This is a genomic window from Marinomonas aquiplantarum (genome assembly GCF_003314975.1).
Lineage (GTDB): Bacteria > Pseudomonadota > Gammaproteobacteria > Pseudomonadales > Marinomonadaceae > Marinomonas > Marinomonas aquiplantarum.
Genome location: NZ_QNRF01000003.1, coordinates 468,913 through 494,381, shown reverse-complemented (window position 1 = coordinate 494,381; position 25,469 = coordinate 468,913). Strand labels below are relative to the sequence as shown.

Annotated in this window: 21 protein-coding genes; 11 read left to right on the top strand and 10 right to left on the bottom strand. The window is 44.9% G+C overall.

What is annotated here, in order from left to right; genetic code table 11:
- Positions 1 to 53: 53 nt before the first annotated feature.
- The 7 genes from DFP76_RS08075 to DFP76_RS08045 form a co-directional block, all read right to left on the bottom strand.
- Positions 54 to 1,448 (bottom strand): aminotransferase, encoded by a 1,395-nt coding sequence (locus DFP76_RS08075; protein WP_113874125.1) that lies wholly within the window; start codon positions 1,446 to 1,448, stop codon positions 54 to 56.
- Positions 1,449 to 1,564: 116 nt separating this feature from the next.
- The gene (gene argE / locus DFP76_RS08070; protein WP_113874124.1) at positions 1,565 to 2,728 is read right to left on the bottom strand and encodes an acetylornithine deacetylase; all 1,164 of its coding nucleotides are present in this window, start codon (positions 2,726 to 2,728) and stop codon (positions 1,565 to 1,567) included.
- The gene (locus tag DFP76_RS08065) at positions 2,694 to 4,346 is read right to left on the bottom strand and encodes a GMC family oxidoreductase (protein ID WP_113874123.1); all 1,653 of its coding nucleotides are present in this window, start codon (positions 4,344 to 4,346) and stop codon (positions 2,694 to 2,696) included. The genes argE and DFP76_RS08065 overlap by 35 nt, the downstream gene beginning before the upstream one ends.
- Positions 4,347 to 4,366: 20 nt before the next feature.
- On the bottom strand, positions 4,367 to 5,236 hold the full coding sequence (locus tag DFP76_RS08060) for an ABC transporter ATP-binding protein (protein ID WP_113874122.1): 870 nt from the start codon (positions 5,234 to 5,236) through the stop codon (positions 4,367 to 4,369).
- A complete protein-coding gene (locus DFP76_RS08055; RefSeq protein ID WP_013797021.1) occupies positions 5,224 to 6,027 on the bottom strand; it encodes an ABC transporter permease in 804 nt (267 codons plus the stop codon). Before DFP76_RS08055 ends, DFP76_RS08060 begins: the two co-directional genes overlap by 13 nt.
- A gap of 11 nt (positions 6,028 to 6,038) precedes the next feature.
- The gene (locus tag DFP76_RS08050; protein ID WP_113874121.1) at positions 6,039 to 7,031 is read right to left on the bottom strand and encodes an ABC transporter substrate-binding protein; all 993 of its coding nucleotides are present in this window, start codon (positions 7,029 to 7,031) and stop codon (positions 6,039 to 6,041) included.
- Positions 7,032 to 7,833: 802 nt separating this feature from the next.
- The gene (locus DFP76_RS08045; protein ID WP_245546159.1) at positions 7,834 to 8,436 is read right to left on the bottom strand and encodes a helix-turn-helix domain-containing protein; all 603 of its coding nucleotides are present in this window, start codon (positions 8,434 to 8,436) and stop codon (positions 7,834 to 7,836) included.
- Between the two features lie 374 nt (positions 8,437 to 8,810).
- Between DFP76_RS08045 and glnT the strand changes: the two genes are divergently transcribed.
- The 5 genes from glnT (at position 8,811) to DFP76_RS08020 (ending at position 14,659) form a co-directional block, all read left to right on the top strand.
- A complete protein-coding gene (gene glnT / locus DFP76_RS08040; RefSeq protein ID WP_113874119.1) occupies positions 8,811 to 10,145 on the top strand; it encodes a type III glutamate--ammonia ligase in 1,335 nt (444 codons plus the stop codon).
- 42 nt (positions 10,146 to 10,187) lie between these two features.
- Complete coding sequence (locus DFP76_RS08035) at positions 10,188 to 11,087, top strand: class II glutamine amidotransferase (protein WP_113874118.1); 900 nt, start codon at positions 10,188 to 10,190, stop codon at positions 11,085 to 11,087.
- An 18-nt stretch (positions 11,088 to 11,105) separates the two neighbouring features.
- Positions 11,106 to 11,789, top strand: a complete 684-nt coding sequence (locus DFP76_RS08030; RefSeq protein ID WP_013797016.1) for a GltB/FmdC/FwdC-like GXGXG domain-containing protein — start codon at positions 11,106 to 11,108, stop codon at positions 11,787 to 11,789.
- 19 nt (positions 11,790 to 11,808) lie between these two features.
- Positions 11,809 to 13,137, top strand: a complete 1,329-nt coding sequence (locus DFP76_RS08025) for an FMN-binding glutamate synthase family protein (protein ID WP_113874117.1) — start codon at positions 11,809 to 11,811, stop codon at positions 13,135 to 13,137.
- Between the two features lie 262 nt (positions 13,138 to 13,399).
- Complete coding sequence (locus DFP76_RS08020) at positions 13,400 to 14,659, top strand: ammonium transporter (RefSeq protein ID WP_013797014.1); 1,260 nt, start codon at positions 13,400 to 13,402, stop codon at positions 14,657 to 14,659.
- A 365-nt stretch (positions 14,660 to 15,024) separates the two neighbouring features.
- Here DFP76_RS08020 and DFP76_RS08015 read toward each other — a convergent pair whose 3' ends face one another.
- Positions 15,025 to 15,780 carry an IclR family transcriptional regulator gene (locus DFP76_RS08015; RefSeq protein WP_113874116.1) on the bottom strand — a complete coding sequence of 252 codons (756 nt, stop codon included), beginning with the start codon at positions 15,778 to 15,780 and terminating at the stop codon, positions 15,025 to 15,027.
- Positions 15,781 to 15,968: 188 nt separating this feature from the next.
- On the opposite strand from DFP76_RS08015, the gene purU reads away from it, so the two are divergent.
- The 6 genes from purU to DFP76_RS07985 are packed head-to-tail and all read left to right on the top strand — an operon-like array spanning position 15,969 to position 22,816.
- Entirely contained in the window at positions 15,969 to 16,823 is an 855-nt protein-coding gene (gene purU / locus DFP76_RS08010; RefSeq protein ID WP_113874115.1) for a formyltetrahydrofolate deformylase, read from the top strand.
- A gap of 18 nt (positions 16,824 to 16,841) precedes the next feature.
- On the top strand, positions 16,842 to 17,705 hold the full coding sequence (folD, locus tag DFP76_RS08005; protein ID WP_113874114.1) for a bifunctional methylenetetrahydrofolate dehydrogenase/methenyltetrahydrofolate cyclohydrolase FolD: 864 nt from the start codon (positions 16,842 to 16,844) through the stop codon (positions 17,703 to 17,705).
- Positions 17,706 to 17,741: 36 nt separating this feature from the next.
- Positions 17,742 to 18,989: an FAD-dependent oxidoreductase gene (locus tag DFP76_RS08000; RefSeq protein ID WP_113874113.1), complete on the top strand. Its 1,248-nt coding sequence runs from the start codon at positions 17,742 to 17,744 to the stop codon at positions 18,987 to 18,989.
- Between the two features lie 10 nt (positions 18,990 to 18,999).
- Complete coding sequence (locus DFP76_RS07995) at positions 19,000 to 19,311, top strand: sarcosine oxidase subunit delta (RefSeq protein ID WP_113874112.1); 312 nt, start codon at positions 19,000 to 19,002, stop codon at positions 19,309 to 19,311.
- Positions 19,308 to 22,226, top strand: coding sequence for an FAD-dependent oxidoreductase (locus DFP76_RS07990; protein ID WP_220150987.1), 2,919 nt, complete (start codon positions 19,308 to 19,310; stop codon positions 22,224 to 22,226). The genes DFP76_RS07995 and DFP76_RS07990 overlap by 4 nt, the downstream gene beginning before the upstream one ends.
- Entirely contained in the window at positions 22,226 to 22,816 is a 591-nt protein-coding gene (locus DFP76_RS07985) for an aminomethyltransferase family protein (protein WP_113874111.1), read from the top strand. The genes DFP76_RS07990 and DFP76_RS07985 overlap by 1 nt, the downstream gene beginning before the upstream one ends.
- 111 nt (positions 22,817 to 22,927) lie before the next feature.
- Here DFP76_RS07985 and DFP76_RS07980 read toward each other — a convergent pair whose 3' ends face one another.
- Entirely contained in the window at positions 22,928 to 24,088 is a 1,161-nt protein-coding gene (locus DFP76_RS07980; protein WP_113874110.1) for an alpha-hydroxy acid oxidase, read from the bottom strand.
- Positions 24,089 to 24,275: 187 nt separating this feature from the next.
- Positions 24,276 to 25,205, bottom strand: a complete 930-nt coding sequence (locus DFP76_RS07975) for a hypothetical protein (RefSeq protein WP_113874109.1) — start codon at positions 25,203 to 25,205, stop codon at positions 24,276 to 24,278.
- Positions 25,206 to 25,469 lie beyond the last annotated feature (264 nt).

Below are 25,469 nucleotides of genomic sequence, written 5' to 3'. Positions count from 1 at the left end.
TTTTATAGTAAAAAAACCGCCAAGTAGGCGGTTAAATATGGGGGGCAATAGTTTTATAAATAACCGTCCTTTTTTAAGTCTTTCATTGTCTCTACAATACTTTCTCGCAATGTCGATACTAAGAAATCCACATTATCTTTCGATAAGGTTAGCGGTGGGGATAATATGTTCATGTGTGCTAACGGTCTGACGATGAGCCCTCGTTTTTGGCAATGATCGGCAATTCTATTACCGACTTGAGCTTCAGGATCAATCAGTTCTTTTGATTCCTTATTGGCCACATTCTCGACACAAACCATAAATTTCTTACCGCGCACGTCACCCACTATGGGCAAATCCATAAGCGTCTTTAGTTGCTCTTCAAAATACGAACCGATTTCTTGGACGTGACCACAGAGGTTTTCTCTCTCCATGATTTCTATATTTTTAAGGCCTGCTGCACAGCTTACTGGGTGGCCGGAATAGGTAAAGCCATGCGTAAATAGAGCGCCGTCGGCTTGAGGCTTACTGATTACTTCGTAAATATCGTCAGACAGAATCGTCGCGCCTAATGGTAAATAACCTGAGGTGAGGCCTTTTGCACAGGTGATGATGTCTGGCACTATGTCGAATTCGTCTTTAGAGGCAAACATATGTCCTAGACGACCAAATGCAGTGACAACTTCATCCGATACGTAAAGCACGCCATACTTACGACAGACGTCTAGTGTACGTTTGTGGTAGCCCTTCGGCGGAACAATGACACCGCCTGCGCCCATAATAGGTTCAGCAAAGAAAGCGGCAACATTGTCAGGCCCAAGCTCCAAAATCTTGTTTTCCAGCTCTTGAACTTTTTCATCGCAGAAGGCTTCAATGGATTGGCTTTCAGGGCGACGATAAGGGTTGGGGCAGGAAATATTATGAACAAGCTGTTCATCGATATCAAAGCCAATGTGGTCAAATTTAACGCCTGTAATAGACATCGCCATATAGGTACTGCCGTGATACCCATCAATGCGTGAAATGATTTTTTTCTTACTTTTTTTACCAAGCTGATTAAAGTAAAAGTGAATAATACGAACAGCGGTGTCGTTTGCTACCGATCCTCCACAACCATAAAAAACGTGATTCAGATTACCCGGTGCCAGCTCTGCAATTTTTGCGGCCAATTTCGCTGCAGGAACGGTAGTGTGGTGTCCAAAACAAGAATAATACGGAACTTTCATGATTTGCTCTGCAATGGCTTGTGCCATTTCTTCACGAGCATAACCGATGTTGACGCACCATAAACCGCCAATACCATCTAGATACTGATTTCCGTCTCCATCTGTGATGTGAACATTGTCGCTGTCTTCAACGACAATCGAACCTGTCTCTTTAAACGTGGAGAAGTCTGTCCATGGATGAATGTAATGGTCCTTGTCTTGCTGCCAGACTTGGTACATTTCGGCGGATTTATTTTCAGACATCGAATGGTTCCTCGGAATAGAATTATAATCTGTTTAAATAATTTATAGAGAGTTCTGGCTTCGGTAAAATATGTTTTTTCTTTGTTTGCATAGGAAAAACTAAAGCGACAAAAGGCTTACGGTGACTCGCTTAACGAGTCAATTAATCGCTCTATGAAGGCTTCTGATTTAGCCAATTGTTCAATATAAATAAACTCATCGGGTTTATGGCCTTGCTGCATACTTCCGGGTCCACACACGACAGTGGGAAGTTTTAAGTGCTCGCTAAACAAGCCACCTTCTGTGCCAAAGTTTATTTGACCTTCTTCGGCGTCATCAGTGAGATTTTTCAGGTATGAGATGATTGCGTCATCATTAGCTTTAGCGAGTCCGGGGTATTCGGTAAGTACTTCGATTGCGATATCTGTATCAGACGCTTTTTGTGTCATTTCGCCGATTAGTTCTTGGCAGTAGTCGGTAAAGTGTCCTAACAGGTCTTGTGGATTATCGTCTGCGATATTGCGAATTTCGAAATCAAACTGGCAGTGATTTGGTACGATATTTAATGCCGTTCCGCCCTGTATTATGCCGGTATGTATGGTCGAGTACGGAATGTCATACTGTGTGTGAAAGGGGCCATTTTGTGCTTTATCGTTTGCTGCGTTCTCAAGCCAGTTAACCAGTCTGGCAGCGTAGTTCACTGCATTTACGCCGTGTGGCGCCATCCCCGAGTGGCATTCTTTTCCTGTCACGGTGACACGCGCTGCAAGCTTTCCTTTGTGTGACGTTACCAATTTCATTTTAGTCGGTTCGCCAACAATACAAGCAGCGGGTTTTACATCCAGATGCTTCAGTTTTTCTATTAGACTGCGCACGCCAAGGCAGCCAATTTCCTCGTCGTATGAGAACGCAAAATGAATCGGCTTGGTCAGGTTTGCGCTCAGCATTTTGGGCACAGAGGCTAGTGCAACGGCAATGAAAGATTTCATATCCGCCGTGCCGCGCCCGAATGCTTTGTTGTCCAGAAATGTTAGTTTAAAGGGATCAGTTGACCATGATTGGCCTTTTACAGGGACCGTATCTGTGTGTCCGGATAATAAAATACCGGGTTTTTCTATCGGGCCAATCGTTGCATACAGGTTAGCTTTGGTTTTCTCTTGATTGTAATCCAGTGTTGATTCAACGCCATATTCATTGAGAAATGATTGAATATAAGCCATCAACGCCAGATTAGAATGCACACTGGTGGTGTCGAATGAGATAAGTTTAGTGAGCGTGTTTATCGTCAGCTGGGTTGCCATCAATTTGCCTTTTTGTGTAACTTTCTTGAGTTTTCTTTATGAAATCAGCAGCGCGTTCTCCAATCATTATGCAGACGGCATTGGTGTTACCGCTTATTAGAGTCGGCATGATCGAGGCATCGGCGACACGTAGACCCGATATGCCATGAACATTTAAGTCTGGCTTGACGACCGATTGCGTGTCCGTGCCCATTTTGCAGGTGCCGACAGGGTGAAACACGGTTGCGCCATATTCTTTTACATAATCCATAAGCTGCTCGTCCGTTTGACAGTGCTCTCCGGGCAGCATCTCTTTTCCTCGAGCTCCATCAAATTCAGAATCTGAGAGGATTTTTCGAGCGCAGCGTATGCCTTCAATTAAGGTTTTTGCGTCGTCTTCATTCGATAAAAAGTTGTAATCGAGCAATAAGTTTTGTTCTTTGGTGATCGAGATATGACCGATACTTTTTGGCCTCAATACGCAGGTGTGGATTGCGTAGCCGTGCCCCCATTCAAACAGCCGACCTCGGTGACTGCGGTATCCGGGAACAAAGTGGAATTGTATGTCAGGGCGATTGTCGTTTGTCGTGGAGGCAAACCCGCCAGCTTCAACATAATTGGTTGTTAACCAACCTTTGCGTTTTAGTAAAAACTGGAAAGGAGACGTTAAAACCTGAGGTAAGGAGCCAAATGAAAAGCCCAATGTTTGAGTTGCATTTGACCTTACCGTAACCAAGCCATCTAAGTGATCTTGTAGGTTTTGCCCAACCCCTTTCAACTCATGCTGAACGTGTATTCCAGCTTGTTCGAGCGTTTGTTTTGGACCGATGCCTGATTTCATCAAAATGAATGGGCTACCCAACGCGCCGGCGCTCAAGACAATCTCTTGCTTGGCAATCAGTGTTGTTTTTTCGTCTTCCTGCCAGACGATCACACCTATGGCTTTTTTATTCTCTATGAGAACTTTTTCAACCTGAACATTGGGAATCACAGTGAGGTTTGTACGCTGTTTAACGATAGGGTGAACAAACGCTTTAAAACTGGATTGGCGAAAACCATCTTTTTGAGTCACATTATAGAGGCCGACACCCATTTGAGTATCACCGTTGAAGTCGGAGTTTTGACTTAAGCCCAATGCCTGTGAGGCGGCTTTAACAAACTTTAGAGAAAACGGGTTTGGGCTATTGGGTTTGTCGACATGCAACTCGCCTTGCGTGCCATGGAATTGTTCTGATTGACCCAACAGGTTCTTTTCAGATTTTTGGAAGTAAGGGAGTACGTCGTTCCAGCCCCAGCCAGTTGCGCCAGATGTTTGCCATTGTTCATAATCCTTTGCATCACCTCGAATATAAATCATGCTGTTCATTGAGGAAGAGCCTCCAAGTGCTTTTCCTCGAGGGCAGTGGAGTACTCGATGATTCATGTTTTTTTGTGGCGCAGAATAATAGTTCCAGCTGTACTTCTTACTTTTATACAGAGATATGGTGCCCGCTGGGATTTGAATTCTAGGCGAGTTGTCTTTGTCTCCAGCTTCAATAAGGCAAACCCTAATCGCAGGGTCTTCAGATAATCTGCTAGCAATCACGCTACCTGCTGAACCAGCTCCAACGACAATATAATCAAACGTTTTGTGAGTCATGGGTTTGCCTCTTAAAGCACTTAATGCATTTCTGTAAGATCATCGTGAAGAAGAGACAGTATTTCTCTTTTCAACGAGATGAAATCCGGTTCCATTACCATATCCAGTGTTCTGGGATGTGGGATATTTACGTCGAGAACTTTCTGGATGCGTCCGGGTCTTGCGCCCATCACAAACACTCTGTCTCCGAGCATGATGGCTTCATCGATATCGTGTGTGACGAACACAACCGTCTTTTTACTGTGTTCCCATACTTGCAGTAATAACTGCTGCATTTGCATTCTAGTCTGGCTGTCCAAAGCACCAAACGGTTCGTCCATAAGTAAAATTTCTGGGTCATTCGCTAGCGAACGTGCGATTGCTACGCGTTGTTTCATACCACCAGAAAGTTGCTTTGGGTTACGATCTGCAAAGCTCTCTAAGCCGACTTCTTTGAGGTATTTTTGAACGATTTTCTTTCGTTCTGGCGCAGGCATTTTCTTTTGCTTTAAACCAAACTCAATGTTTTCGGAGACGGTGAGCCAAGGGAACAAGGTGTAGCTCTGAAAGACCATGCCTCGCTCAGCTCCAGGGCCGTCGACCACTTTTCCTGCGACTTTGATTTCACCGTCAGTTGGACTGTTGAGACCCGCTGTTAGATAAAGTAGGCTGGATTTACCGCACCCTGATGGCCCAACAATGACGGCGAATTCATTTTCTCGTACTTCCATTGAGACTTTATCCAGCGCAGTAAAATCGGTCCCCGTCGATGTTGGAAACTTGAGTGTTACCTCGTCAATGTGCAGTTGGATCTTTTTCGAAGTTGTCGCCTCTTTAGTCGACGTCGTATTGTCCTGTTTTTGTTGCTCGTCGCTTACAGTAGACGGCAGTGGCTCTGCTAGTTGGCCCATGCGCTTAACCTCGCTCTTAAAACTCTAAAAAACTGATCCGTCAAAAGTCCCAATAGGCCAATGATGACAATTGCCAAGAAAATAACGTCGACCTGAAAACCTCGCATGGCTTTAAGGCTTATGTATCCGAGGCCACTGGTTGCTGCGACTAATTCCGCAACCACTAGATATGTCCATGCCCAGCCAATGGTGACGCGTAATGTATCCAATATGCCGGGTAATGAGGCGGGTGCGATGACCTGAGTGACAACCTTCGAACGACTTGTACCCAGAGTGTAGGCTGCATGCAGTAAGTCTTTCGAAACCCCACGAGAGACGTCGGATATCATCACCAATTGTTGAAAAAATACGCCGAAGAAAATAACGGTTACGCGTTGTTCTATCCCAATGCCGATCCACAAGATAAAAAGCGGCACAAAAGAGGTGACAGGCAGATAGCGGATGAAGTTTACAAGGGGCTCTAATATGGCTTGTACTATTTTGAAGCTGCCCATTAACATCCCAAGAGGAATGGAAAGCATTGAAGAGACAATGAAACCAATTAAAACAACCTGAACACTGGCCCACATATGTTCGAACAGGGTACCGTCTTCCGCAAGACGTACGCCAGTACTTAGAACATCCATCGGAGAAGGAAGAAACATAGTAGGAACAAGGTTACTGGCAGAGAGTAAAAACCAGCTGGATAGGAGTACTATCCAGCTTAACGTTCCTGCCCCAAGCACAACTTTTTTGGGCAACTCTTCCTGTGGGGAAGTCAGCTGCTTAAAACTTACTTGCTTAGAAGACATATCGAAACCCTCTACTGTGTGACGAACGAATTGTCTACAAGTTCGTCGTATGTCACGTTGTAGTTTACGTTTTGTAATTCACTCCAAGTTTTATTTGCAAGGTCAATCACTTCAGATATTTTGCCTTCATTGCCATTAGCGCCTAATAATTCGATGTTCATTTCTTTATCGTAGAAGCGAACTGTTGACGCCGCAGCAGCAAGTTCAGCTGGGTCAGAAAGGTATCCGCCGATGCCTTTTGCCATAATCTTATTGGCTTCGTCTGGGTTCGTTTTAGTGAACTCAACAGCACGGTACAAACCATCAACCAGCGCTTTCACGTCTTCAGGTTGGTTTTCAATCACATCACAGTTCAGTGCAACAACATCAACAATCACGCCCGGAGTGGCGCTACTGTCGACCAGCACTTTGCCTACATTATGAGATCGTACGTAAGACAAGTTCGGTTCCCAAGTGACTGCAACTGGAACTCTGCCCGCAATGAAAGCGCTTGCAGCGTCGTCGGCTGTCATGTTTTGAACCGTAATGTCAGACATGCTCATGCCTTCGCTTTTTAGCAAGTCTGATAACCAAAACTGAGAAACAGAGCCTTCGTTTACGGCAACGGTTTTCCCTTTTAGATCTGCAATGGAATTAATGCCGTCTTCCACTAAGATGCCATCGCCTCCAAAGCTGTCGTCCAGAACGGCAACCGATTTAAAACAAAATTTCGGGCGGTATTTAAGGATTTCGTCGATAGTTGACGCAGAACCATCTAGACGGCCTGACGCAGCAGCAGCCATATACATGGAAGATTCTTCGATAGTCGTGAGTTCTAAATTTAAGCCTTTTTCTTCAAAGTAGCCTAAATCTTTCGCTAAATAGAGCGTGCCGTAGCCCACCCAAGTCGTATGGCCTAATGAAATAGTACCTGCGTTTGCGGCACCTGCTGTGAGGGCTAATGCTGAAATGGTAACGGCAGTACCTTTAACGAGCTTTTTCGACACTGTTTCTAGTAATCGCATTGTTTGTTCCTCTCGATGATTGATTATTGCGTTTTTTTACAGTTAATCGTGTTCTATTGACCTAAACAATTATCTTTTTTTGTAGCTTTAAATAATTTTTTTTGAAGCAATATGAGAAGTGTTTCTTATTGGTGCTTAGTGCTTTTTAAATGCCCAATATTGGCGCTTTTTATCCTTTATTAAAGTGGTTGTGATTTTTTCTATATCGGATTTTTTTGAACTTTTTAGTTTGAAAAGTATTTAAAATACAGATCGTTAGAAAAGCATTTAAACTATTTAGATAATTTTTATAAATATGGCATATATTTTAATTTTGATTGGAGAGGGTATTAAATTGGTTACTTGCCCTCAAAAAAAATTATATTAAATTATATTAAATTGTTTAAAAGGCGGCTTGCTCATAAAGTAAAAGTACTATTCGCGAGGGCGCTTGTCGGATAGGGAAGCTGCGAATCAGTTGGCAACATGAGACAATCTCACCAACTTATGCCAACTAAGATTCTTAATCAACCATGGACCAACTCAGGCTCATTTTCTACCGAGCCAGTATATACCGAGTACTGCGTCCGCCAGATTCGGATCGAATCAAACACCCTTGTTCAACTAAAGTCGCAAGATGGCGTGTTGCGGTTTGTTTACTATTAATCACATCAAAAGGTTATAAAAGTCATCTCGGGATAGCAGAGGCTAGCCGTTCGAATCAGTTGTTATACAAAATGTTAAAGCCCCGATCTTTTAAAGGTCGGGGCTTTTTTGTGTTTGAGAAGGGCTTATAAAGGTTTGCACATTTAGAGCAGGCAGATTACTCATTTTTATTGTCATGCATGATAAAGGACAAGAGTTTGATTGGGACTTGTTCAAGCACTTCTGGGCCGTGTGGAACTTCTGCATCGAATGATAAAGAGTCGCCAGCTTGCATGTTATATAGGTGGTTGCCGTGACGGTAGAGTATTTGACCTTCCAGTAGGTAAATGAATTCTTGTCCTGGGTGCGAGAAGGTAGGAAACACTTCGCTGGCATCATCCATGGTGATTAAGAAAGGTTCATAGAGCTGCTTTTTGCCGCGACTGTAACTCAGTAGCTGATAGGTATGGCCTTTTTCGGTTCCTCTGCGAACCACTTCCATGCCTTGGCCGGATTTGGTGAGAAGAGCGCCACCTTCAGGTCGATCATAGTCGGCAAATAATTGTGAAATGGATAAACCAATGGCGTCGCAAAGACGGCTAAGGGTATCAAGGCTTGTGGACACTTGGGCATTTTCGATTTTACTGACCATGCCTTGGCTTAATTTTGCGATGCGTGCGACGTCCGTGATTTTTAAATCTTGGGCGACACGTCGACGTCTTACGTGCATCGCAATGTATTCCTCAAGCTTTAATTTAGGCGATGAGTCTCTTGTAATCACTATTTCGCCCTCATTTAGAGCGCTTGCGTGCCTGGATGGTGCGTTTTTCTTCATTGCCCTTGAATTTCCTACCTGCATTTCATGGATATCATTTTAACAGGATGATTTTAGATCATAAAAATCAAAATCTTACACTATTAGGAAAAAAAAATTCCTAAAAATCAATTTTTGGCAAACTTGTTGCTTTCCTATTGGGAAATAAATTTTCCCTTAAGGAATATTTTATTTCTATCATAGTCGATGAGTTTGAATTTAGGAAAGGGTATCTAGGGCAGTCACTCATACTGTTAGCAACAATGCTTGATGCCTTTCTCATTTTTAACCCTGATCGATTGGAATATTCATTAAGTTCACTATGAGTAAGGAGATCAGCAATGCAATCTGATGCAGTAGAAGGCTTTCTTAACGAACATCACATCAAATATGTTTTAGCGCAGTTTGTGGATATTCATGGCGTTGCAAAAACCAAATCTGTGCCCGCCAAAAATATTTTTGATGTGGTGGAAAAGGGGGCTGGTTTTGCTGGTTTCGCTGTGAGTGGTTTAGCAATGGAGCCTCATGGACCTGATTTTTTAGCTCGTGGTGATCTGTCGACCTTAAGCATTGTCCCTTGGCAGCCAGGTTACGCAAGATTGGCTTGTGATGGTTATGTGAATGATGAACCTCATCCATACTGTTCTCGTGTGGTGTTAAAAAATCAAATCAAACGCTTAGAAGCGAAAGGTTGGACATTAAACACAGGTCTTGAGCCGGAATTTTATTTGTTCAAAAAAGGCGAGTATGGCGAACTACTTCCAGTGGATGACTCCGATACGCTTGCTAAGCCTTGTTATGACTATAAAGGACTGTCTCGTTCTCGAGAGTTCCTAGAACGTTTGGTTGAGTCATTGCAAGCGGTTGATTTTGATGTCTACCAAATTGATCACGAAGATGCGAATGGTCAGTTTGAAATTAACTATACCTATGGCGATGCCCTTGAATCCGCAGATCGCTTTACCTTTGTTCGTATGGCCGCTGGTGAAATTGCAAATGACATGGGGATGATTTGTTCTTTCATGCCGAAACCAGCGCCTGATAAAACTGGTAATGGCATGCATTTCCATTTATCCATCACAGATGAATCAGGTAAAAACTTATTCAATGATGATAGTGATAAAAATGGCATGGGCCTTTCAAAATTGGCATATCACTTTACTGCTGGGATTTTGGCACACGCTAAAGCGATTTGTGCTTTTGCTGCGCCGACAGTGAATTCCTACAAGCGCCTAGTGGTTGGCGGGAACAGCTCCGGCGCGACTTGGGCGCCAGCCTATGTATGCTACGGCGACAATAACCGTTCGGCATTGGTTCGTGTGCCATATGGTCGTTTGGAGTTTCGCTTACCGGATTCTGGTTGTAATCCTTATCTTGTTCATGCCGCTTTAATTGCAGCAGGTCTGGATGGCATTGAGCGCGAGCTTGATCCAGGTGAGCCGATGAACATCAACCTTTATGACCTTTCTCTAGAAGACATTCTAGCCAAGAACATCTCTATTCTTCCTCAATCCCTTGGCGATGCACTTGATGAATTGGAAAAGGATTCTGTGTTTGTTGAATCCATGGGGGAAAACCTAGTCTCCGAATTCATTAAAGTGAAGCGAGCTGAATGGAATGAGTATTCGCGCCAAGTGTCCGCTTGGGAAGTAGAAAAATACGCTGAGTTCTTTTGATTATCCACTGTGACGTTTTAAAAATATATTGAGGTTTCTTCTATGTGTGGAATTGTTGGGCTTTATTTAAAAAATGATAAGTTTGAAAACAGTTTAGGTGAACTGTTTGAGCCAATGCTTATTTCAATGACAGATCGTGGCCCAGATAGTGCGGGGTTTGCCATTTATGGCGATGAAGTAGGCGAAGGTTGGGTCAAGTTAACCTTAAGACATCCTGACGAAGACTATCGCTGGGAAGAGTTGAGTGACAATTTATCGGCGTCATTAGGCTGTGAAATCAAATGGATGCAAAACGCTAATGTCGTTGTGCTGAAAATTAACACGAATGAAAGTTCTGCTCGCCGTGCTTTGGCTGAGCTTGATGCTGATGTATTGATCTTGAGTGCCGGATCCTCCATCGAAATTCTCAAAGAAGTTGGTTTGCCTGAAAATATTGCCTCCAAGTTTAACCTAAGTGGCATGAAGGGCAGTCACATCATTGGTCATACTCGTATGGCCACTGAGTCCGCTGTCACCATGGAAGGCAGTCATCCTTTTTCGACCGGTTCGGATTTGTGTCTTGTGCATAATGGGTCGTTATCAAACCACAATCGTTTGCGCGATACGTTAAAGCGTGAGGGCATTACCTTTGAAACGGAAAACGATTCAGAAGTGGCGGCTGGTTATTTAACTTGGCGACTTAACCAGGGCGATAGCTTGAAAGTGGCCTTGGAAAATGCGCTGAAAGATCTAGATGGTTTTTTCACTTTTACGATTGGGACAAAAGACGGTTTTGCCGTGATGCGTGATCCTATCGCTTGTAAGCCTGCGGTTCTTGCTGAAACAGATGATTACGTTGCAATGGCCTCTGAATATCAGGCTTTGGTTAGTTTACCGGGTATCGAAAACGCCAAAGTTTGGGAACCTGAGCCAGCGACCTTCTATGTTTGGGAACGTAAATAGTTTTAGGAGAATGTGAAAATGATGACTGTTGATTTAGCGGCTCAATCTGTACGAGATTTAAATAAAGCCTTACATGAGTGCAAAGAGAATATAACGGAAAAAGAATGGGTCGTGACCAACCCGAAAGGCAACCACAATATTGCGGTTGGGCTAGATGCAGAGATTTCTGTGGATATTCATGGTCATGCAGGCTACTTCTGCGCCGGCATGAATAAAACCGCCAATGTTACGGTTCATGGCAATGTTGGCCAAGGCGTTGCTGAGAATATGATGTCAGGTGTGGTTCGTGTCAAAGGCGATGCCTCTCAAGCGGCTGGTGCGACGGCTCAAGGTGGATTGTTGGTGATCGAAGGTAATGCGGGCGCTCGTTGTGGTATCTCGATGAAAGGCGTCGACATAGTTGTTAAAGGCAGCATTGGTCACATGAGTTGTTTCATGGGGCAGTCAGGGTCGCTGGTGGTGTGTGGCGATGCGGGTGAAGCACTGGGTGATTCCTTGTATGAAGTGCACATTTATGTGAAAGGAAGCGTTAAATCTCTTGGCGCAGATTGCATCGAAAAAGACATGCGTAGCGAGCATATTGCGGAATTGAAGGGCTTATTAGAAAAAGCCGGAGTGGATGAAAATCCGCTTGATTTTAAACGCTATGGATCGGCTCGCCAGCTTTACACCTTTAAAGTTGACAATGCATCGGCTTACTAATTTTTGAGAGGTTTTTACCATGAGCAATGACACAAACAATAACCCTAGCTTAAAAGAGTCCGCCACGTTTGATCGCGCCACTATGGCTGAAATTCGCCGTGCGGCCAATACGGGTATCTATGATATTCGTGGTTTTGGCGCAAAACGTAAGGTGCCTCATTTTGATGACCTTTTGTTCTTGGGGGCGAGTATGTCTCGTTACCCTTTAGAAGGCTATCGCGAAACCTGTAACACCTCGGTGGTTTTGGGTGATCGCTTTGCTAAGAAGCCCATTAAGTTAGACATTCCTGTGACCATTGCTGGGATGAGTTTCGGGGCGCTATCGGCGAATGCCAAAGAGGCTTTAGGTCGTGGTGCGTCGATGGTTGGAACATCAACCACCACAGGCGATGGCGGTATGACGCCGGAAGAGCGTGGTCAATCGAGTAAATTGGTGTATCAATACCTGCCTTCTCGTTACGGCATGAACCCAGACGATTTGCGTAAAGCCGATGCGATTGAGGTGGTACTTGGCCAAGGTGCGAAACCTGGTGGCGGCGGTATGCTATTAGGTCAGAAAATTACCGACCGAGTTGCTCAAATGCGTAACTTACCAAAAGGCATTGATCAGCGTTCAGCATGTCGTCACCCTGATTGGACTGGGCCGGATGACCTGGCGATTAAGATCCAAGAATTACGAGAAATTACGGACTGGGAAGTGCCTATTTACATTAAAGTGGGGGCAACACGTACCTATTATGATGTGAAGTTAGCTGTTAAAGCGGGTGCTGACGTGATTGTTGTGGATGGCATGCAAGGTGGTACTGCGGCGACGCAAGACGTGTTTATTGAACATGTTGGTATCCCAACCATGGCAGCGATTCCTCAAGCGGTTCAAGCGTTACAGGAAATGGGCATGCATCGTAAAGTGCAGCTTATTGTTTCTGGTGGCATTCGCAATGGTGCCGATGTGGCTAAATGTATGGCTCTAGGAGCGGATGCTGTCGCCATCGGTACGGCCGCCTTAGTCGCTCTGGGTTGTAATGATCCTAAATGGGACGATGAATTTAAGAAAATTGGTTCCGCAGCAGGCTACTATGACGATTACCAAGAGGGGAAAGACCCAGCGGGTATTTCGACTCAAGACCCTGATCTAATGAAGCGATTAGACCCTGTCGATGCTGGACGCCGTTTGGCCAATTACCTACGTGTATTAACGCTTGAAGCGCAAACTTTGGCACGCGCTTGTGGTAAGAATGATTTACGCAATTTAGAGCCAGAAGACCTTGTGGCTTTAACAGTGGAATCGGCGGCCATGGCGCGAGTGCCTTTAGCGGGTACAAGTTGGATTCCAGGTCAGAAGTTTTAAATTAATGGCATGACACCTATTTGGGGCCACGTTTTTAACGTGGCTTTTTTTTGTGCAAAATGCATTTTTTTGACTCTTTATTGTGCCTTATTACGGCTGTTTATTTGCTCATATAAATTTTCATTTCATATATCAAACATCATTAAATTACTCTTTATTTTTCAGAGCCTTAAATAATGCTGGCCTAAATCTTGAAGTTATCTCAGAAAGAAATCTTTTTCTTGTTAGTGAATTCTACTTTCTCAACTTGGAGCTTATATCTATGGGTAATATGGTAATGGAAGTTAGCTATGCGTTAGATACATTTTATTTCCTAATGTGTGCTGCGCTCGTAATGTGGATGGCCGCGGGTTTTGCAATGTTAGAAGCCGGGCTTGTTCGTGGCAAAAATACAGTGGAGATATTAAATAAAAACGCATTGCTTTATGGGATAGCGTGTTTTGTTTATCTATGCGTTGGTTACAACATAATGTATCCGGCTGATCCTATGAGTGCTTATATTCCGGGTATTCAATTTTTCTTGGGAGAAGATAATGCTGTCGATGCGGTTATAGGGGGTGCTGATGATGCCCCTTATTATTCGTCTATGGCGGACTTTATTTTTCAAGCCGTCTTTGCTGCCGCAACAATGTCGATTGTGTCCGGTGCCGTTGCAGAAAGAATGCGTTTATGGCCTTTCCTAGTGTTTGCCGTGGTCATGGTTGCCGTTATTTATCCAGTTGAAGGGTATTGGAAATGGGGCGGTGGCTTTTTGGATCAATTGGGCTTTCAGGATTTTGCTGGATCGGTTGTTGTGCATATGGCTGGTGCTTCAGCGGCATTAGCGGCTGTGATTATGGTGGGTCCTCGTAAAGGTCGTTATGGAAAGAACGGAGAAATTCGTGCCATTCCAGGTGCTAACTTGCCACTTGCTACATTAGGTATGTTTATTCTTTGGATGGGCTGGTTTGGTTTCAATGGCGGTTCTGAGCTGAAAATAGCCAATGTTGAAGAGGCCAATGCGGTGGCCAAAATTTTTGTTAATACCAATGCCGCCGCCGCAACAGGCATGATTACAGCGGCCCTTTTTGCACGTTTCTTATTTGGTAAAACCGATTTAACCATGACAATTAATGGTGCTTTAGCCGGTTTGGTAGCGATTACAGCCGAACCGCTTGCGCCATCAGCAGCTATGTCGTCATTGATTGGTGCTATTGGTGGCATTGTTGTTGTGCTGTCTGTTCTGGCAATGGATAAATTGAAAATTGATGATCCAGTCGGTGCGATTTCTGTTCACGGTTCGGCTGGTATTTGGGGCATTTTTGCCGTTCTGATATCAAATGACGACGCGACTTTTTTCGGTCAATTTACCGGCATGATTTGTACCTTTATTTGGATGTTTGTAATGAGCCTGATTACGTTATGGATCATTAAGAAAATTATGGGACTGCGTGCGAGTGAAGAGGAAGAATTAGAGGGGATGGACATGCATGAATGCGGTATGCATGCCTACCCAGAGTTTGGTGTAGAAGCCAATAAGTAGTGTTTACACTACTGTATGTCGCGCCCCCCCACTAGCGTGACCTAAAAGGCCCCGAAAGGGGCCTTTTATTTTCTATTTTAGTGGCGCTACTCTCACTCTCCTAGGGAAGGTGCGAACAAGTCCCCTTGCCTCGGCAACTGCTCCAGCATTGCCCTAATAACCTACCTCCATATAGGTATCAGCATGTGGATAAAAGCCTGTTATTCGTACCTTCCCTAGCTTCACACTATGTTGGTTAAGGTGATGCTTAACGCTTTTAATCACTTCTGAATGAGATGGGCGTCGCTGAATTGAGTGTCAGAGACGCCCATTTTTTTGGACATTATTTAGGGCTTTTTTAGGACATTATTTAGGCCGAGACAGCGTTAAGGCACGAGCTGTGAAATGGCGCTTGCTGTATTGAGTAATTCCTCTTTCGCCGCTTCAAATTGTGTTTGGTGATTCATGACTTGGTCGGCCCCCGAGATGTTAATGGCCGCTATTGTTTTGCCTAAATAGTTGGTGATGGGGACAGCAATGGCCGTGGCATTATCCGATCGATTGCTTGAATAGCCTTGCTCCCATTCTTTTTTTAACAGGGCTTTTAACTCAGGAAAAGATTGCGGGTAGGGGCCTGGGTAAGAGTCTAACTGTTGAGTTTGATACATGGCATTGAGTTCAATGTCACTGAGTTGTTGAAGTAACACGCGCCCCATCGCATTGGTATGGCAAGGCAAGCGAGAGCCCAGTGGAATATTCACTGATAAGCGTTGAGAGGCTTGAGAGCGATAAATATAAACGGTTTCTAAGCCGTCGCGTATGCCTAAATGACAGGAAATCGACGTTCTGTCTCTTAGGTCGTTCAGATAAGGTGCGGCAATGTCGACCAAATCTTTGCCAGCCAAAAAGGCAAAGCCACGGGAAACGACTTGAGGGCCGAGCTCGTAGGCATTTCTGGTGACTTTCTTTAGGTAACCCATATCCAGCAAGGTTTGCACAATACGATAGGTGGAAGAGGCACTGACCCCCAAATTGTCAGCAAAATCTTGTGTGTTTAAGACTCTTTTTTGGCTATCAAACATCTCGATTATTTGCAGTCCTCGAGATAACGCCGGAACCTGATATTCAGTGGTTTTTGTCATGATTTATTCCATATATGATTAATTTTTTTATATATGTACTAATTTTGTTTTATTTGAAGGTTTTTTAGTTTTTAACTTTCAAAAATAATTGAATTTAATATATTTGAATGTAACTGATTTTTAAAGCATGAAAATCAACTTTCTTAATTTATATATGAATAATTTTTTTATATTTGAGGTTTGGTGGTATGTCTAACGAGTTTGTTTTAAAGGCTTCTTGCGATGCGATGAGCGGCATTGTAGCGGCCGTGTCGTCTTATCTTGCTGAGCATGATTGCTATATCTCTGAAATGCACCAATTTGATGACGAAGAAAACCGCCGCTTTTTTATGCGAGCTGAATGTCGCATAGAAGGTCACTCTCAGACGATCACTTCCATTCGAGATGGCTTTGAGGAACAAGTGGCTCGATTCAATATGGACTGGGAGATTTTTGACAAAAGCGAACCGGTAAAAGTGCTGCTGATGGTGAGCAAGTTTGACCACTGTCTGGATGATCTTCTATACCGTCATCGCAAAGGCGAGCTACCTATGGAGATTACCGCTGTGGTGTCAAATCATAGGGACTTAAGGCCGATGGTGGAGCGTGAAGGCATTCGCTTTGTGCACCTGCCCGTCAATAAAGACAACAAACTTGAGCAAGAAGCCGCGTTGCTGGACATTATCAATGAAACTCATACGGATTTAGTAGTGTTAGCTCGTTACATGCAGATTTTATCGGATGCAATGTGTAAAAAACTGCATGGTCGTGCGATTAATATTCATCATTCCTTTTTACCCGGATTTAAAGGTGCCAAGCCTTATCATCAAGCGCATCAGCGCGGTGTTAAGCTCATTGGGGCGACAGCGCACTATGTCACCTCTGATCTGGATGAAGGGCCCATTATAAAACAGTCCGTTCAGCCAGTGGATCACACTTATTCGCCTGAGCGTTTGGTCGCCGTTGGTCGAGACACTGAGACAGTGGCCTTGGCGACGGCGGTGAGGATGCATCTTGAGCACCGTGTGTTCATGTATGGCAATAAAACGGTTGTGTTTAAGTAGGCCAACAGGGAGAACATCATGACGGTCATGATTGATGGTAAAACGCTTGCTGATGAGATAGTTCAACATGTGGCGCAAGATGTGTCGGCTTTCAAGCTGAAACACAAGGTGACACCCGCATTGGCGGTTGTATTAGTGGGTGAAGACCCTGCGAGCGGTGTATACGTGCGCAATAAAATCAAACGTACTGAGCAGTCAGGTCTTCAATCTATCGCCCATTACTTGCCAGAAAACACAACTCAGTCTGAGTTAGACGAATTAATTGATCAGCTCAATCGAGATGAGTCTGTTCATGGCATCTTAGTGCAACTTCCTTTGCCGGCACACTTATCGGAACCTCGAGTGATTGAAGCCATCACACCTGTAAAAGACGTTGATGGTTTTCATCCGGAAAACGTCGGCAAGTTGGTCACCGGACAGCCAGTTCTTGTGCCCTGTACGCCACTGGGTTGCATTATCATGCTGAAGCGGCAGATGGATGACTTGTCGGGTAAGCACGCGGTGGTGATTGGTCGTTCTAATATTGTTGGAAAGCCCATTGCGAATTTGCTGCTTCAAGCGGATTGTACTGTGACCTTGGTGCATTCTCGCACACAAAACATTGAAGAAATATGCCGCAGTGCAGACATTCTCGTGGCGGCTGTGGGCCAACCTCTGATGGTGAAAGAACACTGGTTGAAACCTGGGGTTGTCGTCATTGATGTTGGTATTAATCAAATCTCATTGGATGGCAAAAGGAAGCTCGTGGGGGATGTGGATTTTAACGGCGTATTGTCAAAAACGGCTGCAATCACTCCCGTTCCGGGTGGTGTTGGCCCCATGACCATTGCTTGCCTGATGCAGAACACGTTAACCGCCGCTCAACATCAATTGGGTTGTTAGCTTAATGCCAAATCAGATTTTTTAAGGAGCTGAAAAATGCCTTTTTCCCTATTGAAATACGGTTTAAAAAACGACTACCCATTTGAAAAGGATGCGGATTTACCTTCCCCGACAGAACTTAAAAAGCACTACGACGTGATCATTATTGGTGGTGGCGGTCATGGTGTCGCCACGGCTTACTATCTTGCCAAGTACCACGGCATTAGCAATATCGCTATTTTAGAAAAAGGTTATCTAGGCGGTGGTAATACGGCGCGGAATACGGCGGTGATACGTTCTAATTACCTGACCTCGGAAGGGGTTAAATTTTATAAAGAGTCCGTTGATATGTTTCAAGGACTGTCCAATGAATTTGACTTCAACATCATGTATTCCTCCCGTGGACAATTAACCTTAGCGCACACAGATTCGACGGTTCGATCCTTCCGTCAACGTACCGAAGTGAATACGCATTTTGGTGGTAAAACGGAGCTAATTGACCCTCAACAAATAAAAGAGCTTGTACCGACCCTCAACATGAATCCAGCGGACATGCCGATATTAGCTGGCTTGTGGCACATTGATGGTGCTACTGCTCGCCATGATGCCGTTGCTTGGGGTTATGCCAAAGGCGCCACTCAGCGAGGCGTTGAGCTGCATCAATTAACCGAAGTGACGGATGTGATTGTTGAAAATGGCAAAGCGAAAGGCGTAAAGACGAATCGAGGTGAGGTTTCTTGTGGCTGCATTGTTCAAGCGGTTGCAGGTCATAGCTCAATTGTTGCGGCCATGGCAGGCATCAAAATGCCGATTACCACTTACCCTCTGCAAGCCATGGTAACCCAGCCAGTAAAACCGTTTCTGGATCCATTGGTCAGTTCATCCGCACTGCATTGTTATGTGCAACAAACTGGCCGAGGTGAAATGGTGTTTGGTGGTGGTTCAGATCCTTACCCACTTTATAACACCCGTTCAACCCTGGATTTAAAAGAAAGCCTGCTAGCGAGCGCCGTTGAAATGTTCCCATTTATGGCGAACTTGAAACTGATGCGTCAATGGGCAGGGATCACAGACATGACCTCAGATTACAGTCCAATCATGGGATTAAGCCCAGTAGAGAACTATTACCTGGATGCGGGTTGGGGCACATGGGGATTCAAATCAACCCCGATTTGTGGCAAATCCATGGCGGAGTTGGTGGCGAGTGGCGGCAAGGTTCCTGAGCTCATTGCGCCATTTGCTATGGATCGTTTTGATAAGTTTCGTCAAGTCAATGAAATGGGCGCTACTGCCGCTAGCCATTAGGAGACCCAAGATGAAAATGATGAATTGCCCGTTAAATGGGCTCAGAAATATCAGTGAATTTGTGTATGGCGGCGAAGTAAAGTCGATGCCTGATCATGTGACCTGCTCTGACAAAGAGTGGGCTGACTATGTGTTTTATTCTGAAAATACCATTCGAGTCGTGATGGAGTGGTGGTTTCATTCCCCTTCTGGTTATTGGTTTATTGCAGAACGTCATACGGCCAGCGATGAGATTCTGAACACCTATGATCCATCTGAACGCTTTACTAAACGTGTTGAGTTTGACAGCGCAGCCGCCGTCACTGAGGAGAAAAGGGCATGAGCATGAACCGACTACCAGCCCCGTTAGGCTTATTCGTTAATCGACAAAAAACGCTTAATTTCACCTTCGAAGGACAACACTATCAAGGTTTTGAGGGTGACACCATTGCAAGTGCTTTGATCGCAAACGATCAGTGGCTCATGTCGCGCTCCTTTAAATATCATCGACCACGTGGGCCTTTAACCATGGCCGGTCAAGATGCGAATACCTTGGTGCAGCTTAACAGTGAACCAAATGTCTTGGCTGATAAGCAGCGTATTTCGGCAGATTTGGAAGTGTTGGGACAAAACTACAATGGCTCTCTTGAACAGGATAAAGACGCGAAATTGAGCTTGGCGGGTCGATTTATGCCAGTGGGTTTTTATTACCGAGCATTTTATAAGCCAATGGGCATCTGGGATAAATGGGAACCCTTCATACGTAAAAAAGCCGGTTTAGGCTTTGCCGATCTGAGCTTCAAACCGGTTTACCACGACAAAGCCTATCTGTTTCATGATGTGGCTGTGATTGGCGCTGGCCCTGCTGGTCTCGCGGCCGCCTTGAAAGCCGCAGAAGAGGGTGCCAGTGTGTTACTGGTTGATGAAAACCCTATGTTAGGCGGCGCGCTGACCTATCATCGCTTTGATGTTGAAGGTGTGCGTGCTAACGCGTTAAGAAATCAACTCGAAAAAAGTGTGTTAAATCACCCAAAAATCACGGTATTAAATAACGCAACTTGTAACGGTTGGTTTACCGACAACTACTTGCCGATTATTCAAGGCAATCGCATGTACAAAGCCCGAGCGAAACAATGTATTGTGGCATCTGGGGCGTTTGAGCAGCACGTTGTGTTTCGCAATAACGATGTGCCGGGGGTGGTGATGTCGAGCGCAGCGATGCGACTGATGTCCCAATATGCGATCAGACCAGCCAACACCGCCGTGGTTCTGACCGGCAATGATGATGGCTATTTGTGTGCACTTGAATTGGTCAGCAATGGCGTACAAGTCCCTCTTATTGTTGATATGCGTGCCAAGGGTGCTGATGAGACGTTGCAACACGCCGTGGCGCAACAAGGCATCAAGGTTCGCTTAAATGCCACTGTGTATGAAGCTTTGCCTAGTTCGGATAAGAAACGTTTGTCGGCCGTGCAAGTGCATAACATCACAGGCAAAGGACAAGTCTCGGCGGGTGGCGTGACGATTCCTTGCGACATGTTGTGCATGTCCGCAGGCTATATGCCGGTTTACCAATTGCTTTGTCAGGCGGGGGCAAAACTCAGCTATAACGATGACAATGCGCGTTTTTCACTGACCAGTTTGCCGAACAACCTGCATGTGGCTGGGTCTGCCAATGGTGTGCATGAACTGGATGCGGTGATTCGTGACGGTCAGTTAGCCGCATACAAGAGTGTGATCTCATTAGGTCTTACGAGCAGTGAACCTGAGGTCGTTGCTTGTGATCAGCAGACGAACTTTCCTTGGCCTATTTTCAAACATCCCAAAGGCAAGGACTTTGTCGATTTTGATGAAGATCTACAAGCCAAAGACATCGTCAATGCGACCCGTCTGGGTTATCGCGATGTGCAACTCGTGAAACGATTTTCCACAGTCGGGATGGGACCATCTCAAGGCCGCCATTCGGCCTTGCCAACGGCTCGTTTGGTGGCTGAGGCGACGAATAGAACCGTGACGGAAACCGGCGTCACAACCGCCAGACCGCCTTTTGTCCCTGAGAAATTAGCGCACCTTGCTGGGCGTATTTTTAGCCCTCATAAATACACACCAATGCATCAGCGTCATCTTGAGCTTGGCGCTCATATGATTCCAGCAGGTATTTGGCGTCGTCCTGCCTATTATGGAGACCCTGCTGATCGCGATGAGTTGATTCAAAAAGAAGCTCAAATGGTGCGCAATGCGGTGGGCATGATCGATGTGAGTACCTTGGGCGGTCTTGAGGTGCGAGGCCCAGACGCAGCGGAATTTGTGAATCGCATTTATACCTTTGGCTTTCTAAAGCAGCCGGTTGGTAAAACACGCTACGCAGTGTTAACCAATGAGCAAGGCGTGGTGGTGGACGATGGTGTGGCGTGCCGAATTGCGGAAAACCATTTCTACATTACCGCCACGACCAGTGGCGTGGATGCGGTTTATCGAGAAATGACCAAATGGAACGCGCAATGGCGTTTAGAGGTGGACATTGCGAATGTGACATCGGCTTTTTCGGCGGTTAACGTGGCTGGCCCACTCGCTAGAAAAGTGCTGAGTAAGGTGTGTTTTGATGTGGACTTTTCAAACCAAGCCTTTCCTTATCTCGCTTATCGGGAGGGCACTATCGATGGCGTCCCGGTGCGCTTGATGAGGGTCGGATTTGTTGGTGAATTAGGTTACGAAATTCATATGCCGAGCTTGTTAGGCGAAGGCATTTGGGATCGTTTAATGGACGCGGGTAGCGAGTTTAATATGCAACCTTTTGGTGTCGAAACTCAACGATTACTGCGTTTGGAAAAGGGCCATATCATTGTCAGCCAAGACACAGATGGCATGTCGCATCCCGGTGAACTTTCTTTAAATTGGGCGGTTAATCGTAAGAAGCCTTTCTTCATTGGCTGTCGATCTGTCGACATTGTTATGGCGCGAAAACAGACTCGAAAACTGGTTGGTTTTAAACTTGATGCGAAGGTCACTCGACCAAAAGAAGGGCATTTGGTATTGGCCAATGCCAGTCAAGTTGATTGTGCCATTACGGGCAACATTACCTCGTCAGAGTATTCCAGTACGGTTGGGGCAAACATCGGCATGGCTTTTGTCGGGGTGGATCAACAGGAGCTTGGTACAAGATTTCCGATTCGTGTGGATAATGGGGAAATTGTCATGGCTGAAGTCGTTAAATTGCCTTTTTATGATGAAAACAATGCTCGTCAGGAGGTGTTGTAATGGAATCTTTTAGCTTAAGTGCGGTGCCTAATTTACGTAAAAGTAGGATTGATTTAAGTGACACAGGGTCATCGACTTCCAGCATTCGTTATCAGGATTGTACTGTCAATTCGAGAGTGGGGTTTAGAGGACAGGGCGCAGCAAGCTTTTTGACATCACAAGGTTTGCCTATTCCCAGTCAAGCAAACCAATCCCTGCTTTTCGAAGACAGCCTAGTAGTATTGCGCCTCAGCAAGACCGAATTCTGGCTGGTGGATATTGAGAATACTTACCATGAATTGATTGAAAAACTAGAGCTTAGCTCGGAACCTTTAGAGGATGTATACCGTTTATTTTGCCAACACAGTCATGCTTGTTTTTTGTTTAGTGGCGAGCAAACGGCAAGTATGTTTTCCAAAGTGTGCGGTGTGGATTTAAGAGGTGATGTGTTCCCTGTGGGGAGCATTGCTCAAACGTCTGTGGCTCGTGTTAATGCCATCGTGGCCAGACAGGAAGGAAAGGGTAAAGAGTATTATCTCTTGTTGTCTGATTTAGCCAGTTCTCAATATTTATGGGAAGCCTTGCTAGACGCTGGGTCAGAATTTGCCTAATTCAGCTCTGTTTTTAGTTCAGTGCTTCTTTTGATCTAATACTATGAGATGTGAAAAAAGCAGTAGGGGGTCTACTGCTTTTTTTGTTCATATCGATGGTTTTACCTGGTCTCAAACATCTCTAAATTTTTCATGTTGAAACACCACATCATTACGGTTGATGTCTTTAATGTCTCGGTGGCCGATGAAGGCCATGGTGAGTTCAGCTTCTTCGTGGAAGATTTCCAACATACGAGTAACACCGGCTTTGCCCATGGCACCAAGGCCATACACCATAGGTCGGCCCACCATGACGCCTTTTGCGCCGAGTGCTTTCGCTCGGATGATGTCTTGGCCACTGCGTACACCACTGTCTAACCAAACTTCAATCTGATCACCGACCGCAGCGACGATTTCGGGTAAGGTGCTGATAGAAGAGCGCGCACCATCTAACTGACGACCACCATGGTTTGAAACAACAATCGCATCGGCACCGAGTTTGACGCATTCCTTAGCGTCTTCCACTTCCATGATGCCCTTGATGATGAGAGGCCCTTGCCAGAGGTCGCGGAAGTAGCGGATGTCTTCCCAGCTGAGTTTGGTATCAAAGGAACCTGCCGTCCATTTCATTAGGTCGTTCATGTCGTCTACACCGGTAGCACAGCCCTGAATATTACCAAACTCTCGATTGCTGGTTTGCAGCATATTCATGGCCCAACGTGGTCGACGAGCCATGTCGATGATATTGGGGAGAGTTAATCGCGGTGGCGCTGTCATACCGTTTCTGTGATCCGCATGGCGACGGCCAATCATTTGCAAATCCAAGGTCACGACCAAGGCTGAGCAAGCTGCGGCTTTGGCTCGGTCGATCAGCTTTTTAGTAAACTCACGGTCTTTCTGCACATAAAGTTGGAACCAGAAGGGCGATTGGGTTTTGGCGGCCACCGCTTCAATGGAACAAATGCTCATGGTAGACAAGGTAAAAGGCACACCAAATTCTTCGGCGGCTTGGGCGGCGAGAATTTCACCATCAGCATGTTGCATGCCCAATAACCCAACGGGCGCTAAGGCTAGGGGCATTTTAGCATCATGTCCTACTAGTCTAGTGGCGAGTGATCGTGGTTCTAAATCTCGCGCTACTCTTTGACGAAATAAGATGTGATCGAAGTCAGAAGTATTTAACTTAAGGGTTTGCTGTGTCCATGAACCTGACTCGCAATACCCTTGAAACATCTTTGGAACGCGTTTGTGATATAAGCGTCGTAAATCATTCAATTCGCAAATCAGACTCATATGTTTTCCTTATTTTGGTCGATTTTTTTGTCTTTATGTTAGTCGCTCTTGGTGAGTAAGGTCAGATCCAGAGTGTAATGCAGTTCAAACAAGGTGAAGAAAAAGCCGTCGAATATCATGATATCTGAACATCCACTTTAGCTTGATACTGAGATTAAAGTGAATGGCCTAGCAAGGCATTCTTTGTTTAGCAGATCATCCCTTCAATATGTAATATCGGTGTCTTATTGTCATCGAAAGTTCGGATCCAGCCTTTGTCCACTTTCAGGGGGATTTTTTTATCTCCACATGTTGGGATAGGTTTGTCTGTTGCCATTACATAACCATAGTTGCCGTCATTTTCCAGTAAGTAGATGAATTTACCTTCGGTGGTTACTCGCGTTTTGGATTGGCTATATTGACCGGATGCATCCTTGGTCAGTAGTGGTTGATTAAGAATGGAGTAACCAGGCCAACCTTCATCTTCAGGTGTTCCGACTAAACTGTCCTGCCAATAGCTGATGCTAGTGAAACGCTTATCATATTTAAACCAAGCATCATCACCGACCTTAAGCCAGTCACCATCAATCTCATATATTAAAAAATCGATGGAATATTTAGTACCGGTATGTGAAAGGGTTGCAAAATCTCGCAGCCGGCCTTTTATTTTGTTTTTCTGATTGTTGTAAACAAGTAGTTCAATCTCAGAACCTTCATTTTCACCTAAACTCCATAAAGTGACGTCATCAATTGATAGGTATCCTATGCCAAGCTTGTCCCATCTATGTACCCAATTATGTCTTGCTTTAGTCTGTGTATAGTTTTGCAGGTGATAACCCTTGTCATCTATTGCATCAACTAAATAAAGAGCTCCATTCTTTCTTTTCTCTACCATAGGCATGGGGTTAAGGAGTTCGCTGGCTTTACCGACCGGTTTTCCAGTCGTGCTATCCAGTAATATTTCATTATGCTCAATGTATTTGTATCCAATAGGCAGTGCTTCCGTCTTTTGCCCATTGATCACCAAGGTAAACTGATTATTTTGACCATCTGCAGCATAGCAAATGCAACAGACAAAAAGCAGTGCAGAAGTCAGCCATAGTTTTGTTTTCATGAGGTTTGTATCGCGTATCATCATTGCAGTCTCCTTATAGCAAGTTGGATGATATCTGGGCGTTTTCTGTACAGTAGATCTATTTTTTGATTGTTCCTGATAACATCTTTGTCTTACCTTTGTGATACAAGCGTCGTAAATCATTCAATTCACAAATCAGACTCATATGTTTTCCTTATTGTGGTCGATTTTTTTGTCTCTATGTTAGCAGTTCTTGGTGAGTAAGGTCAGATCCAAAGTGTAATGCAGATCAAACAAGCTGAACAAAAAATAGTCGAATGCTTCGCG